Source organism: Methanimicrococcus hacksteinii (genome assembly GCF_032714515.1).
Classification (GTDB): domain Archaea; phylum Halobacteriota; class Methanosarcinia; order Methanosarcinales; family Methanosarcinaceae; genus Methanimicrococcus; species Methanimicrococcus hacksteinii.
On sequence record NZ_JAWDKC010000015.1, the window covers coordinates 40,342 to 54,463 of the forward strand.

Consider the following 14,122-nt stretch of genomic DNA (forward strand, 5'->3'; position numbering starts at 1 on the left):
ATTTCATTTTTATTTTTCAAATTCATTCTAATTGGAACATCTTTTTGAGCCCGTTTTTGTGTATGTCTCTGTTTGCAATGAGAGGCGCATTTCCATATGCATCTGCATTTTTTTGGAGCAGCCGTTCGCTGTCGCGAACGGGGACGCAGCTGACTTCCGTTTTCCGTTTGTCACTGCTGCTGCATTACCTGCCTCCTCCCGCGCGCGAACCGCATCAATTATTGATGCAATCAATAAAAACGTGTCTCATTTTGAATTTGATTGTACAAACTCTTGCCATCATTTTTGTTTCCATTCAAACGCTGCCGGACATTTATAACAACAATTAAATAATTTCTGTGCGGAGAGTATCCTATGAAATTTTCTCATTCTCTTCTTTTCGGATTTTTGATTGTTCTGGTAATTGTTTTCTGCGGCTGTTTGGGCGCGGATGACGCAGATGATGCAGATGATACAGATGGCGGTAAACTGCCCGAAGGCGGTACAATCGTTTTGGGAGAATCTTCCGGAGCGGGTGTTTTTTCAAACGGCGATGACTTGTTTGTCAAAACGGCGACAATTTTAAGAGACCCGGAGAACCAAACGGTTCTGACGGAAAATATCACGGTCAGTCAAACCGGAAACACAATTTTTATTCGTGTTCCTGTTTACCAAATCGGAATTCCGGATTCGGATTACATCGTTGAGCACACGGATGTTTCTGTCGGAAAAATCAGTGATTTTGACGACCGCGGCGATTTTATTGTTTCCGTCAATGATCGCCCGGATGATGATTATTATTCTTCCGTTCGCTTTTCCGTGGAAGACGGCGGCTTGTACAGGTATGAGCCGGCCGCATTGGAATCCGGCCAATATGAATTGGACGGGGATGACATTGTTCATGTCGTCGTCGCCGTTTTGTTTGACAGCAACTCAAGCGTTGCCCGCGACCATATTATTCAGCCCGAAGGATTTGATGAAAACAATTCCTGCACCATTTATCTGCCGGTTAAAACCGGTGAAGGCGGTCATTCTGTTGACGATCGGAGATCAACGGTTCGTTTTGTCGTCGGCAATCAAAAAGAATTGGCAGAAGGCGAATACACGGTTTCCGTTAACGGCAACGATCTTCCTTTCAGCATTGAAAATCATGAGATGATCAATGAATTGTCTTACAATACCATATGGTGCCCCGCATGATTCTAAGCATTCGGCGACGGATTCCTATTACGGGCATTGCCGTTGTTTTTTTAATTTTATTCGTTTCCGTTTCTGTTTCCTTTTCAGGCTGTTTAGATACGACTGAACCTCAAAAAATTCCCGCCGATATCGGTGAGATGTATGTTTAGGATGACGGCGAGGATTTGTGGCTTTATTTCGGATTGGATTTGTCCGAGCCCGACAATTCCGGATTTGTTTTTGATCCCAATAACGTCACAGTTCGGTCCGAAAACGATACGATTTTTGTCACTGTCAATCGGACATCTCATACGCCATTTTTGGAACGTCTGCGCGACGGCCCGCCCGGATGGGGCATGTTAAGGCCGATCGGCAAAGTCAAAGATTACAATGACGGATCCGAATACCGCGTCATCATTAACGAAGGCAAAAATCTGCATGAAACGGTTGTTTTCCGTTACGACGGCAGCTTTTTGGCAGCGTCCCGAACGGCGCCGGTCAATAATGTGAAAATCGAATCAAACGGTTCGGAAATTTATGCCGCGGCAGAAATTTGGACCGAAAACCCGCTTTTTGAAACGGTCGACGAACAGAATGTGACTGTTCTGAAAAACGATTCGAATAATACTTGGACGGTTTATATTCCGTTTTGCAGTTCTGATGAAACCGGACATTCGGCACAGAATTTGACATATTCCGTTTTTATCGGAAATTCCGAAACGCTTGAAGACGGCCGTTATTCGGTCATGATAAACGGAAAAGAAGCGGAATTTGACATCATCGGCGGCCGCATTGAAATTCCGGAGTATTCGGCCGGTTTTGCTTGACGGAAGATTTTCATCTTTTGAATCTTTCGGATTTTTTAATTTTTCTGATTTTTCGGTGAATCATTTCCAAAGGGCAAACATAAATATTATATGCGAATTATAATAAATCAATTAAAATAATGATTTTAGAAATAATGATTTTAGAAATAATGTATTTTAGAAATAATGTATTTTAGAAATAATGTATTTTTAAATATATTCTTAAAAAATTAATTTTTTAAAAAACCGATTATTTCAGAAAAATTCCTGAAGTGTGGCCGAAATGAAGCAAAAAACCTTCCATAAAAACTTTAAGCGGTTGAATTTGTTTTTGATTTTTTCGATTTCATTTATTTTGATTTCAGCGGTTTTTGCGGGCGGCTGTTTGGAAAACGCTGCCTCCGGGACATATGCTGATGTTAATTCGGTCCAGGCTTTTGAAGATGAAAGCGGAAATATGATTGCCGCAATGAATGTGACGGTTCATGCAAATCAAACGCTTGATGAGAACAATTCAACGGTTCAGATTTTAGAAGACTCTGTTCTTGTTTCCGTTCCTGTTATTGAGAAAGGAACTGCCGACGGAAAAGCCGGTAATTATGAAACCATTGTTATCAGCCTCGGAAACCGGGAAAAATTCACAGCCGACCAAAAATATAAAGTCATTGTTAACGGAGAAACCGACGAAGAAAGAATGCCTTTTTTCACACGCGGTGTCGATGTCGGAGCCGGAACTTCGGGACGGCCGAAAGGATATGTCCGTGACCTTGACCTCCATTCCATTTCTGCCGCAAATGACGGCGGAAACACGACGCTTTGGATTCAGCTGCGTTCTTCTTTTGCCGTTGACGAAGCAAATGTGACGGCTGCGTTCTCGTCCGGAACGATTCATGTTCAGCTGCCGACGAATGAAGAAGCCGACAACGGATACAAAAGCTGGCGCTCTGTTCGGATTAACATTTCCGGTTTGACTCAATATGAAATCGAAAAATTTTATCCCGTCCTTATCAATGAAAATGAAGAACTCCGTTCCGGATTTATATTCGAAGCCGACAATACGATCCGCATTTATCCGGCATATCCCGAATCAATCATCATCGGAACAGACGGAACAGATGTTTTTGTGTCAACCGCTGTTTCAACCGGCATTGACCCGATTTATCTCATCGATGATGAGAGAATTGAAACCTCGGCGCATTTCGATGAAAACAAAACATATGAAATTTATATTCCCGTCCGTGAGCAGTCTCCCGAAGACGGAACAGTCGTTCCGGCACTTGCTTTGATTTATGATCACACTTTTTCAATCGGCAAATTGGCCGATCTCGAAGACGGTCTCTACAAAGTCAGAGTCAACGGCGTTGAAACGTCTTTTGAAGTGATTGACCGCGATCTTTACCACATCAAAAATTACGGCTCATATTTTTAAGCCGTCATTTTTCTTTTTCTTTTCTCCCTCTTTCATTTTTCTTTTTCTTTTCTCCCTCTTTCATTTTTCTTTTTCTCTTCTCCCTCTTTCATTTTTTTTTCTCTCTCTCATTTTCATTTTTTGTTTTTTTCGATATGTCTTCTTTTCTCTTTTCTTTTTTTCAATTTTTCTTTCTTATTTTTCTTTTTTCAACCTTCAGGACGGCAAAATAATCATTCTGTGACGAAAGGCATAAATAAGAAGAATCCTATGTGTTGGAATACGTTTTCGACGGCATTTGATTCTCGTCAAGTGCTTTTGAGAATGAAAATTGAGTGAAAGGCATCATAAATAAAAATGCTGAAATTTGCATTGCAGTATTTTTGTTTCAGATACCCACCTTAACTCAGTGGTAGAGTGCGCGGCTGTAGTTTGATCTTTTCACAGCTTGTGAAATTCGCGCAGGCACCGCGATGCCCCCGGTTCGAGTCTGGGAGGTGGGACTTGGTTTCATTACGGAATTCGGATTCTTCCGTTTCCGTAACTGAAAACGATTCAATGAATGAATCTGAAAATTCTTCAAAAGGAATTCAATAAAAACTCGAAAACATGTAAAACGGGTAACCTTTTTATATGTAAATAACATTTTAGGGGCGCAGGTGCGAACCTGAAATGAAAATCAGCATGTCCAGATAGTGTAGGGGACTATCATGGGGCCCTGTCGAGGCCCCGACCCGGGTCCGAATCCCGGTCTGGACGCTCCTTACGAACCGAAAAATGAGAAAGCCTTCCGATGAAAATCGGAAGGCTTTTTTTATGGACTTTTTTGATTGAAAGTAATACCAACAAAAATCAACACATTAATAAATTAATGAATTGGTTTTTAAAATATGACTTCTGAAATTGCAGTAATGAACAAAAAAGCTGTAGCTTTAGCTGCAGATAGTATTGCTACATTAACGAGTTCTTCGGGAGATAAAACATATTCAACTGCAAACAAATTGTTTTGCCTTTCTTATAATCATTCAATTGGGATAATGATAAACAATAATTCTTTTTTTTCAGGACAATCTTGGGAAACGATCATAAATGTCTATAGGATAGAGGTGGAGAACACTAAAATCAGATTTAATAAATTGGAAGATTGTGTACAACATTTTATAAATTTTGTAGAATGTTCGAACTTATTTGATATTTCATTTCAAATAAAATCGGCATTAAAAGAGATAGAGGACCTCCATAATAAAGTGTATGCATTATTATCTGAAGATTTAATAAATCATTTTGAAAGTAATCCGGGAATTTCTTACACAAAGAATCAACAAATAGACTTTATGAAAAATCGAATGGAAGAATTGATAAATAATATGGAAAAAAAGCCGGATTATATTAACAATTTTGATGATTTCATCCAATCACACCAAGAAGAGATGGATTTAATATTTTCAAGCATTTACGAGCATACTTATTCTGATTTAAAAATTTTAATTAACCAAATAACAAATCTGTACTTTAACAAAATGGTAAATCCATATGAATCCAGAATTGTGATTGCCGGTTTTGGGGATAAAGATAACATTCCTAAGATTTGTTCATTTCTAATTGATAGAGCAGTTTTAAACAAATTAGCATACATATATGATTTTGAAACAAAAGACTGTGCTGAAAATCCAAGCATAATACCTTTTGCTCAAAAAGAAATGGTAGATGAATTTATTACCGGAATAAACCCCAGATTTTTAGATTATATAAATAACATCAACGAATTAAATTTTCCCGAACAGGCGGATGACATTTATAGTTTAATTGATTACTATTCGAGACAAAATCATATTAACCCAATATTTTCGACATTAGAATATTTAGACAAGCCGGAAATGGCAATGATGGCAGAAATGTTAGTGAATTTAACATCATTTAAACAGAAAATTACGAATGAACTTGAAAGTGTAGGTGGACCAATAGATGTCGCCATTATTTCAAAAGGCGAAGGTTTTATCTGGATTAAAAGGAAATATTATTTTGAAGCAGATTTAAATCCACATTATATTGCAAAATGTTATAAATGAAAATGAGGAGAAGATCATGAAACAAAAAACTTACAGATCGTTTTATGAATTCGAAAAAGATATGTTTCCAAATAAATACAAAAAAAGAATCGAAGAAAATGAATCAAAATCAAAAGATTTATTTTCAGCTGTTTTTTTAAGAAGGTAAATTTATTCTGATTAATCGTAATCTGATGATTTGTTCAACTATTTTTAATTTCGTTTCATGATTAATCAAATTTTGAATTGTTTAAATATTATCAAGAAGTTTCAGGACCTTTCCTGCCAACTTCTTCCGCTTCCCCTCATCCGTCATCATCGTATCCAATGCGACAGCTTGAATTCCCATCGCTTCAATCTCCGCAGGATCAATCACATCGTCGCGAATGTCATAAACAAAAACATCAACGAAATCCTGATACAATTCGGCAACGCCTTTTGAAGAAACTTCCAAACCTTTTGCCGCCATCAATTTTCCGGCCGGCCCGCTGACAGGCGCATTTCCAATGATCGGGCTGACAGCAATCACTTTTTTGGTTTTCAAAATCTCTTTGATTTCCGGAAGCGCCAAAATCGGGCCGATGCTTGTCATCGGATTGCTCGGGCCGATGATGACACAGTCTTCTTTCTCCAGCATTTCTTTGGCGGCGGGCGACAATTTTGCATTTTCGGTACCTTCATATTCAAAAGAAAGAATCTCGGGGGCGCCTTTTTTTGTGACCCAGAATTCCTGGAAATGAATTTTACCTTCAGGCGTTTCAATCATGCTGGTGACGGGTTCGTCTGACATCGGAACGATGTTTGCTTTGATTTGAAACTGTTCTGCGATTTTTGCGGTTGCTTCCGTCAGCGTTAATCCGTCTTTCATTAATTTTGTCCGAACCAGATTCACGGCGCGGTCGCGGTCGCCGAGCATGAGAATTTCGTTTTGGCCGAGCGCTTTCATTTGATTGTAAGTGTTGTACGTATCACCGACGATGCTCCACCATTTGGTTTTGTCCAAATTGCCGGCAAAAAGATAGAGAACGGTGTCGATATCGGGGGAGATGAACACTTCCGAAGACCAAATGTCTTCGCCCGTATTGACAATGACAGTGATTTCTTCATCGGGAAGGATTTGACGCAGTCCGTCAATCAATTTCGGGGTGCCGGTTCCGCCGGAAAGGATAATCATAACAAATACCGAGTTTTTCAAATGATTTTTTTCGAATGGTTTTTCAAATGAAGTTTTCAAATGGCTTTTCAAATGACTTTTTCAATAATTTTCATTTTTATTTTTGCAGGAAAAGGTGCTGATTCATTATATATCTTGTACTGATTCTGTACCGATCCTGCACTGATTTTGTTATACCAATCCCGATTCCAAAAGCAAATGAAGTGCCGGAATCGATCCGAGTGAGACAACCGTTGATAAAAATATCGCCGCCGATATGAGTTTTGTATCAAATCCGTATATTTCGGCAAAAATCGCCGGCGTCATCGCAGGCGGCATGCTTGATTCCATAACCGCGACTTTTTTGTCCAAATCCGCGAACGAAAAGAGCGGCGACGCTAAAAGGCCGATTGTCGGGGCAATGATGAGCTGAATCACGGTGACGCCGATTGCCGGAATCATGGCGATTTTCAAGTATTTGCCCGAGAGCGAAACGCCGAGCGAAATCATAATCAGCGGGACAACAACGCCGGCCAGCAAATCCAAAACTGTGGGAATAAACTGCGGAAACATATCCATATTCACGCCGAGCAAAATCAGAACAAGCGAAATCGCCCAAGCAATCGACGGCGGAAATTTCAAAATCTGTTTGAAAACATTCACCTTCTGACCGCTGACTTTCGCGCCCAGGTAGCTTGCCAGCGCGACAACGACAATCAGAGTGGCGACATCGCAGAAAATGGCGCGCGTAAACCCTTCCGTTCCGTAAAAGCCGGTGATGATCGGAAAGCCCATGAAAGCCGTGTTGCCGCAGGCGCAGACCAAAATGAATGCCGCAAGCGATTTGGGCGGCAGTTTAAGCAGTTTTTTGCCGACCAGCCAAGCGATTCCCGCGCAAAGGAAGGAAATGATTAAAATAAAAATTGTCAGCTTCAGAAACGAGCCCAGCTCTTCCGCTTTGACATTGGTCAGCATCGAGTTGAAAACCAATGCCGGCATGCCGACATAAATGACGATGTTGTTCAGCGTGACTTTATCCTTTTCCGATAAAAGCCCGAAATATTTTAAAGCCCAGCCGAGGAGAATCAAGAAAATAATGACAAAAATAATATCCATACAATCATCGCTTTTTATGTCAACTGTTTTTGAATTTTTTAAAATCAACCTGAAATCAATTTAAATAAATTTAATATTTGTCATTTGATTGATTTCTTTATAATTCTTTTGTTTTTAAAAATTAAAATAAAAAAAATCGGGACCGGTTTTTGTTTGTTTCTCAAAAACGGCACAGTTCGCGTGCGAAGATCCGGTTTACGCTTTAACGGCGGTTTTTGCCGGCGCCTCATCCACATGATTGTAAGTGGTGGTTCGAAGCTGCGGCTTTCTTCCGAGCTGTCCGATGCATTCTTCGATTTTTTGCTGCGTCATGTTGGTGCCGTATTTCGATCCCGCCGCTTTTGAGATCGTGTCTTCCATGAGCGTTCCGCCGAAATCGTTTGCGCCCGAGCGGAGGCCGACCTGGCAGAATTTGGCGCCGAGCTTGACCCAGGACACCTGAATGTTGGGCAGCAATTCTTTGAAAAGCAAACGCGGGACCGCATACATTCGAAGGTCGTCCAAACCCGACGCGCCGGATTTGACGATTCCTTTCCGGTAAAGCGGCGTGTTTTCGTGCAAATAGGTGAGCGGGATAAATTCCGTAAAGCCGCCCGTTTCTTTTTGAATGCGCTTGAGGCGGAAGAGATGTTCCACGCGGTCTTCATTGTTTTCAATGTGGCCGTACATGATTGTCGAGGTTGTTTTGATGCCGGCTTTGTGAATGATTTTGATTGTTCTTTCCCATTCCTCGACCGATAATTTGCCGGGGCATAAATTTTTGCGGACATCGTCGACTAAAATTTCCGCGGCGGTTCCCGGGGTTGTGTCCAGTCCGGCCGTTTTGAGCATTTCAACGGCGGTTTTTAAATCGAGCCCTGCGTTTTCGGCGGCCGAATGGATTTCCATCGGGGAAAATCCGTGAATCGTAATTCCGCCGTACGGCGCGGTTTCCTTGCGGATGCTTTGAATCATCTCAACTTGAAGATGCGTGTCGATTTCTTTTCGGATGCCGCCCTGGACACAAACTTCCATGGCGCCGGCTTCTCTTGCGGCCAATGCTTTTTTGCCGACTTGTTCGGGCGTCATGAAATATGCGTTTTCATCTTTTGGTTTTGCTTTAAACGCGCAAAAACCGCAGTTGAGCGTACAGACATTTGTGAAATTTAAATTGGCGTTGATGATGTATGTCACGACGTCGCCGCATAAATCTTTGCGAAGCTCGTCGGCCGCTTTGAGCGTGTCAAAAAGCAGGTCATCATTTTCGAACAATTCCAAGCATTCATTTTTGGACAGTTCCCTGTTTTTCAGTTCAAATACATCCATATAGACACCAAATTCGGTCTTTTGTCTGAACCTATTTAAACCTAATCGGAACCGACGAATCTTTTGGAACCAAAATTTACATTTAAGACGGTAAAATCAGCCAAAATGTAAGATTTTGAGGCGGAAATGACAAATCCTTTTCAAATGCCGTTCCGTTTCAGAACATTTATAAATACGATTTTGGAATTTATTATATTCATCTCTTATCCGGTTATATTGATTCGTATTGATTCTAACTCAATATGATTCTAACTCAATACAATGTAACCCAATACAATGTAACCCAATACAATGTAACCCAATACAATGTAACCCAATACAATGTAAATCGATAATAAGCCGGTCAAAACTGTTGGTAAAATGGACAAAAATGTGATTTTGGATCCGATTCATGGATACATTGAATTTGACAAAATGAAAAGTTCGCTTTTCGACACGCCTCAAATGCAGCGGCTCAGACGCATCAAGCAGCTCGGCTTTTCCAATTTGGTTTACCCGGGCGCCAATCACACGCGCTTTGAACACAGCATGGGCGCCATGCATTTGGCATCGCTTTTTTTGAAAATTCAAAGGGAAAATGAAACCGCAATTTCCGCCGTCTCGGATTATGACGCTCTGGATGAAATTGTCGTTGCCTCGCTTCTCCATGACATCGGCCACGGTCCGTTTTCGCATGCAACGGAAAAGTTGATTGAGCAGTACACCCGTAAAAGTCATGACGATGTCCGCCACATCCTGGCCGAATCTGAAGTCGGCGACGTTCTCAACGAATTCGGTTTTACGCCTTCGCGCATTGCCAAGCACATTTCCGGCGATACGCCGGTCAGCCAGATTCTCAGCAGCGAAATCGATGTCGATAAAATGGATTATTTGGCGCGCGACATGCATTACACGGGCGTCACTTCCGGCAGCGTTGATTACATACGCCTGCTGAATCACCTGGAATATTTTGAAAGCAAATTGGTTCTTGATGCCGGCGCCATCCGCGCCGCAGAAGGCCTATTGGTTTCCCGTTATTGGATGAACGTTTCCGTTTATTATCATCACGTCTCAAGAATTGCCGAAACCATGTGTTCGCGCGCTTGTGCTTATCTTCTTGAAAATCAAATCGTCCGCCCGCAGGAATTTGCGCGCCTGGACGATATCGGCCTCATGTCTATTATGAGAAATGAAGAAGGCTTTGCCGGCGAAATTGCCGCAAGACTGGATGACCGCAATTTATATAAGCGGGCGCTTTACACCGGATACGAAGCCGTCGGCTCCGGCATTTTCGAACAGCGCAAAAACGTCGGCCGGATTGAAAAAGAAATCGCGGAAGACGCTCACGTTGAGCCCGAATATGTAATTATCGATATTCCGTCAAAGCCCGAAATGGCGGAGATGAAAGCACTCGTGATGGACAAAGGCATGAAAAAACTGACCGATGCATCTCTTTTTGTCAAAGATTTGGAACACGTTCAAATTGAGAATTGGAAAATGGGCGTTTTTACGCCGAAAGAGCATTTAGAAGCTGTTTCAAAAGCCGCTTACGACTTTTTTGAAATTGAAACGAAACCGAAAACAAAGCAAATTGCGCTGACAGATTTGTTGGAAAATGACTCACAATAATTGCGGCGAAGCCGCATAAAAATCGCGAAGCGATTTTCTTCAAACGTCTGATGAAGTGCCACCTTTTGAAAAATTCCGAACGCAGTGAGGAATTTTTGCGGAGATGAAAGCACTCGTGATGGACAAAGGTATGAAAAAACTGACCGACGCATCTCTTTTTGTCAAGGATTTGGAACACGTTCAAATTGAGAATTGGAAAATGGGCGTTTTTACGCCGAAAGAGCATTTAGAAGCTGTTTCAAAAGCGGCGTATGACTTTTTTGAAATTGAAACGAAGCCGAAAACAAAACAAATTGCGCTGACAGATTTGTTGGAAAATGACTCACAATAATTGCGGCGAAGCCGCATAAAAATCGCGAAGCGATTTTCTTCAAACGTCTGATGAAATGCCGCCTTTTGAAAAATTCCGAACGCAGTGAGGAATTTTTGCGGAGATGAAAGCTCTTGTAATGGACAAGGGCATGAAAAAACTGACTGATGCATCTCTTTTTGTCAAAGACCTGGAACATGTTCAAATCGACAATTGGAAAATGGGTGTTTTCGCGCCGAAAGAGCATTTAGAAGCTGTTTCAAAAGCAGCGTATGACTTTTTTGAAATTGAAACGAAGCCGAAAACAAAGCAAATTGCGCTGACAGATTTATTGGAAAATGACTCACAATAATTGCGGCGGAGCCGCATAAAAATCGCGAAGCGATTTTCTGCAAACTTCTGATGAAATGCCGCTTTTGAAAAATTCCGAACGCAGTGAGGAATTTTTGCGGAGATGAAAGCTCTTGTAATGGACAAAGGCATGAAAAAACTGACCGACGCATCTCTTTTTGTCAAAGATTTGGAACACGTTCAAATTGAGAATTGGAAAATGGGCGTTTTTACGCCGAAAGAGCATTTAGAAGCTGTTTCAAAAGCGGCGTATGACTTTTTTGAAATTGAAACGAAGCCGAAAACAAAGCAGGTTACGCTGACAGATTTGCCGGAAGACGGCAGCTGATTTGCCGAAAAGCAATAACTGTCGCACTTTTTCTGTTTTTCCTGTTCTCTTTCCTGCTCCGTTTTTTCTGTTTTTTCTCCTGCTTGTTCCGCTCTGCGACTGTCTTTGCACTCTGTTCCTGCCTGTTCTGTTCCGCGACTGTCTTTGCACTCTGCTCCTGCCTGTTCTGTTCCGCGACTGTCTTTGCACTCTGTTCCTGCCTGTTCTGTTCCGTGACTGTCTTTGCACTCTGCTCCTGCCTGTTCTGTTCCGTGCACTTTATTTTCGGTAACAAAATTTTATATCTCTTCATTCCCAATTGTTACACCAATGACTGAAATTCTTTTTGACGATATCGGCAGTTTTCCGCTTCCGCCGGATGCTTCCAAAACGGCGCTCAGCGAAGCCGCTTTCAATCGGGACAATAATGCTTTGCTGTTTCCCGTTCTGAATGAAATCTCGGAATTCAAAGCAAAAGCGGGCGTTCAAATTCCCAATTATTCTCAGGTCAGAGACATGAACGAACAGTTCCTGCGCCCGATATTGGATGAAAATTGCTGCATCGGGCCGTTCAATTTGAAAGAAGAATGCGCCGGAACAATCGAAATGGAAGCTTTGGACCTTTATTGTCAAAAAATGAAAGAAGAAACCGGTGAGAAAACGCCGGTCAGAATGTGTGTCACGGGTCCGACAGAGTTGTATCTCAAAGAATTCGGCGGCGCGTCTTATACCGATATTTATCAGCTGTTTGCAAAAGATGTGAATCTGTTTGTCCGAAACGCCGTCAAAAGCATGAAACACTGCAGAATTGCAGCCGTTTCGATTGACGAGCCGAGTATCGGAATCAATCCCGACCTCGCGCTGCCGGCGGATGAAATTATTTCTGCGCTGAATGCGGCCGGCGCCGATGCGGCAAAGTCCGGCGCCGATGTTGAAATTCATATTCACTCTCCGCTTTATTATGAATTGGCCTGTCAATCCGACACCGTTAATGTCATCGGCATGGAATCAGCGGCAACGCCTTCTTACGCCGACATGATTGACAAAAAAGTGCTTTCGGATTACGACACTTATGTCCGCGCCGGCATTACCCGAACGGATATCTTCAGCATGGCCGGCACATTGAACGAAAAATACGGCGGCAATGTTTGGGACAAGCCCGAAATCATGCAGGAAATCGTAACGGTTATGGAAACGCCCGAAACCGCTGAGAAACGGCTGGAAAAGCTTTTCGGCGTTTTCGGCGACCGTATCAAATACGCGGGTCCCGACTGCGGTCTCGGATCGTGGCCGTCACAGGAATTGGCCGCCGCACTTTTGAAAAACACGAGCATTGCGATTGCCGCTTTTAATGAAAAACACAAGTGAGGCAAATTTATGGCTCAATACCGCCGCAAAAAGAATAAAGATTTAACCAAAAAAATCGCCGAAGAGCGGATTGTCATTCTTTTGGCGCTGGCGGAAGACAATTTTAAAACCCATCCCGACAGAACGAAACGGTATGTCGGTTTGGCGCGCACAATTAGCATGCGCTCTCGGGTCCGGCTGACGCGTGATCAAAAAAGAAGAATCTGCAAACACTGTTACAGCTGGCTGGTTCCGGGAAACAACTGCCGAATCCGGCTCAAAGGCAGCACGGTGCTGACCGCCTGCCATGTTTGCGGCAAAATGAGTTATTATCCGTATTATGAGCGGCCTGATGCGGAAAAAGAAACGGAAGGCCAAAAGGAACTTAAAAGGAATACAGAAGCGGAAATCAAAGTGGAAACCAAAACGGGAATCGAAGCGGAAATCAAAGCTGGAATCGAAGCTAAAACCGAAATCGAAACAGAAACTGAAAATTAATTCTTCTGTGTTTTATGTTCGTGAAACGCGCCGTTATAATATACAAAAACCGTCACGCTTTCTCCTTTCTCAAATGCGCGGATTTGTTTGTCGTAAATTTTCGGAACGTGTTTGAGCTTATTTTTTTCAAAATGTTTTGAAACGGCTTTCAGGAATTCGATTTCCTGGTTGATATAACCCGATTCGTATTTTTTTGTAATTTCAAAAATTTCGGCGGCCTCTTCATCGGGGATTTCGGCGCCGTACAAACCGTGTTCATTGAGGCCGCTGATTTCGCGCCAGTCATACAAACCCGAATCGTCCTCTTCTCTGTGAATCATGTACGGATAAACGCGGCAGATCAGCGGGCGCTTTTCATAAATTTTACAGCGGCTGTTTTCTAAAAAAATACAGCTTCCGGCTTCGTCATTTTGCGTTTTCAAGCTGTAGCCGGAAACATAAAACCGGCCTTCCCGGTCGCAGAAATCAAAATAAGGCGACGGCTTTAAAGCATCCGGATTTAATGATGAAACGCGGGAGACATCTTCTTCAAGCAAATAAACATGATCGTTAAACGCGCGCGTGCAGCATTTACTGCAAAAATCGCATTCGAATCCGACGTCTTGAACAACTTCCAAGAAACGGGATTTCGGATATTCTTTGAGCGCGTTCGCTTCATCTTTGAAATATTCCAAATCCGAATCCGCTTTTTTCATGAACGAAAAACA

Annotated in this window: 16 protein-coding genes and 2 tRNA genes; 14 read left to right on the forward strand and 4 right to left on the reverse strand. The window is 42.2% G+C overall.

Annotated features, from left to right (window positions below):
• The first annotated feature begins 62 nt into the window (after positions 1 to 62).
• The 8 genes from MmiAt1_RS04550 to MmiAt1_RS04585 all read left to right on the forward strand — a co-directional run bounded on the left by MmiAt1_RS04550 (position 63) and on the right by MmiAt1_RS04585 (position 5,589).
• A complete protein-coding gene (locus tag MmiAt1_RS04550; protein WP_318785713.1) occupies positions 63 to 329 on the forward strand; it encodes a hypothetical protein in 267 nt (88 codons plus the stop codon).
• Between the two features lie 25 nt (positions 330 to 354).
• Complete coding sequence (locus MmiAt1_RS04555) at positions 355 to 1,179, forward strand: hypothetical protein (RefSeq protein ID WP_318785714.1); 825 nt, start codon at positions 355 to 357, stop codon at positions 1,177 to 1,179.
• A 164-nt stretch (positions 1,180 to 1,343) separates the two neighbouring features.
• Positions 1,344 to 1,985 (forward strand): hypothetical protein, encoded by a 642-nt coding sequence (locus MmiAt1_RS04560; RefSeq protein ID WP_318785715.1) that lies wholly within the window; start codon positions 1,344 to 1,346, stop codon positions 1,983 to 1,985.
• Positions 1,986 to 2,349: 364 nt separating this feature from the next.
• Positions 2,350 to 3,393, forward strand: coding sequence for a hypothetical protein (locus MmiAt1_RS04565; protein WP_318785716.1), 1,044 nt, complete (start codon positions 2,350 to 2,352; stop codon positions 3,391 to 3,393).
• Between the two features lie 374 nt (positions 3,394 to 3,767).
• Positions 3,768 to 3,875, forward strand: a tRNA-Tyr gene (locus MmiAt1_RS04570).
• Between the two features lie 183 nt (positions 3,876 to 4,058).
• Positions 4,059 to 4,131, forward strand: a tRNA-Asp gene (locus MmiAt1_RS04575).
• A 131-nt stretch (positions 4,132 to 4,262) separates the two neighbouring features.
• Positions 4,263 to 5,441 carry a hypothetical protein gene (locus MmiAt1_RS04580; protein ID WP_318785717.1) on the forward strand — a complete coding sequence of 393 codons (1,179 nt, stop codon included), beginning with the start codon at positions 4,263 to 4,265 and terminating at the stop codon, positions 5,439 to 5,441.
• A 16-nt stretch (positions 5,442 to 5,457) separates the two neighbouring features.
• A complete protein-coding gene (locus MmiAt1_RS04585; RefSeq protein WP_318785718.1) occupies positions 5,458 to 5,589 on the forward strand; it encodes a hypothetical protein in 132 nt (43 codons plus the stop codon).
• An 81-nt stretch (positions 5,590 to 5,670) separates the two neighbouring features.
• On the opposite strand, the gene cofD is transcribed toward MmiAt1_RS04585, so the two are convergent.
• The 3 genes from cofD to cofH form a co-directional block, all read right to left on the reverse strand.
• Positions 5,671 to 6,594 carry a 2-phospho-L-lactate transferase gene (gene cofD, locus MmiAt1_RS04590; RefSeq protein ID WP_318785719.1) on the reverse strand — a complete coding sequence of 308 codons (924 nt, stop codon included), beginning with the start codon at positions 6,592 to 6,594 and terminating at the stop codon, positions 5,671 to 5,673.
• Between the two features lie 171 nt (positions 6,595 to 6,765).
• On the reverse strand, positions 6,766 to 7,689 hold the full coding sequence (locus tag MmiAt1_RS04595) for an AEC family transporter (RefSeq protein WP_318785720.1): 924 nt from the start codon (positions 7,687 to 7,689) through the stop codon (positions 6,766 to 6,768).
• 195 nt (positions 7,690 to 7,884) lie between these two features.
• Entirely contained in the window at positions 7,885 to 8,994 is a 1,110-nt protein-coding gene (cofH, locus tag MmiAt1_RS04600) for a 5-amino-6-(D-ribitylamino)uracil--L-tyrosine 4-hydroxyphenyl transferase CofH (protein ID WP_318785721.1), read from the reverse strand.
• 360 nt (positions 8,995 to 9,354) lie between these two features.
• On the opposite strand from cofH, the gene MmiAt1_RS04605 reads away from it, so the two are divergent.
• The 6 genes from MmiAt1_RS04605 (at position 9,355) to MmiAt1_RS04630 (ending at position 13,415) form a co-directional block, all read left to right on the forward strand.
• On the forward strand, positions 9,355 to 10,602 hold the full coding sequence (locus tag MmiAt1_RS04605) for an HD domain-containing protein (protein WP_318785722.1): 1,248 nt from the start codon (positions 9,355 to 9,357) through the stop codon (positions 10,600 to 10,602).
• A 103-nt stretch (positions 10,603 to 10,705) separates the two neighbouring features.
• Positions 10,706 to 10,933, forward strand: a complete 228-nt coding sequence (locus MmiAt1_RS04610; protein WP_318785723.1) for a hypothetical protein — start codon at positions 10,706 to 10,708, stop codon at positions 10,931 to 10,933.
• A gap of 103 nt (positions 10,934 to 11,036) precedes the next feature.
• The gene (locus MmiAt1_RS04615) at positions 11,037 to 11,264 is read left to right on the forward strand and encodes a hypothetical protein (RefSeq protein ID WP_318785724.1); all 228 of its coding nucleotides are present in this window, start codon (positions 11,037 to 11,039) and stop codon (positions 11,262 to 11,264) included.
• Positions 11,265 to 11,366: 102 nt separating this feature from the next.
• Entirely contained in the window at positions 11,367 to 11,591 is a 225-nt protein-coding gene (locus MmiAt1_RS04620) for a hypothetical protein (protein WP_318785725.1), read from the forward strand.
• A 309-nt stretch (positions 11,592 to 11,900) separates the two neighbouring features.
• Positions 11,901 to 12,938, forward strand: a complete 1,038-nt coding sequence (locus MmiAt1_RS04625; RefSeq protein ID WP_318785726.1) for a methionine synthase — start codon at positions 11,901 to 11,903, stop codon at positions 12,936 to 12,938.
• Between the two features lie 9 nt (positions 12,939 to 12,947).
• Complete coding sequence (locus tag MmiAt1_RS04630; protein WP_318785727.1) at positions 12,948 to 13,415, forward strand: ribonuclease P protein component 4; 468 nt, start codon at positions 12,948 to 12,950, stop codon at positions 13,413 to 13,415.
• Here the strand turns inward: MmiAt1_RS04630 and MmiAt1_RS04635 are convergent.
• Positions 13,412 to 14,110 (reverse strand): YkgJ family cysteine cluster protein, encoded by a 699-nt coding sequence (locus tag MmiAt1_RS04635; protein WP_318785728.1) that lies wholly within the window; start codon positions 14,108 to 14,110, stop codon positions 13,412 to 13,414. The genes MmiAt1_RS04630 and MmiAt1_RS04635 overlap by 4 nt on opposite strands.
• Between the last annotated feature and the right edge of the window lie 12 nt (positions 14,111 to 14,122).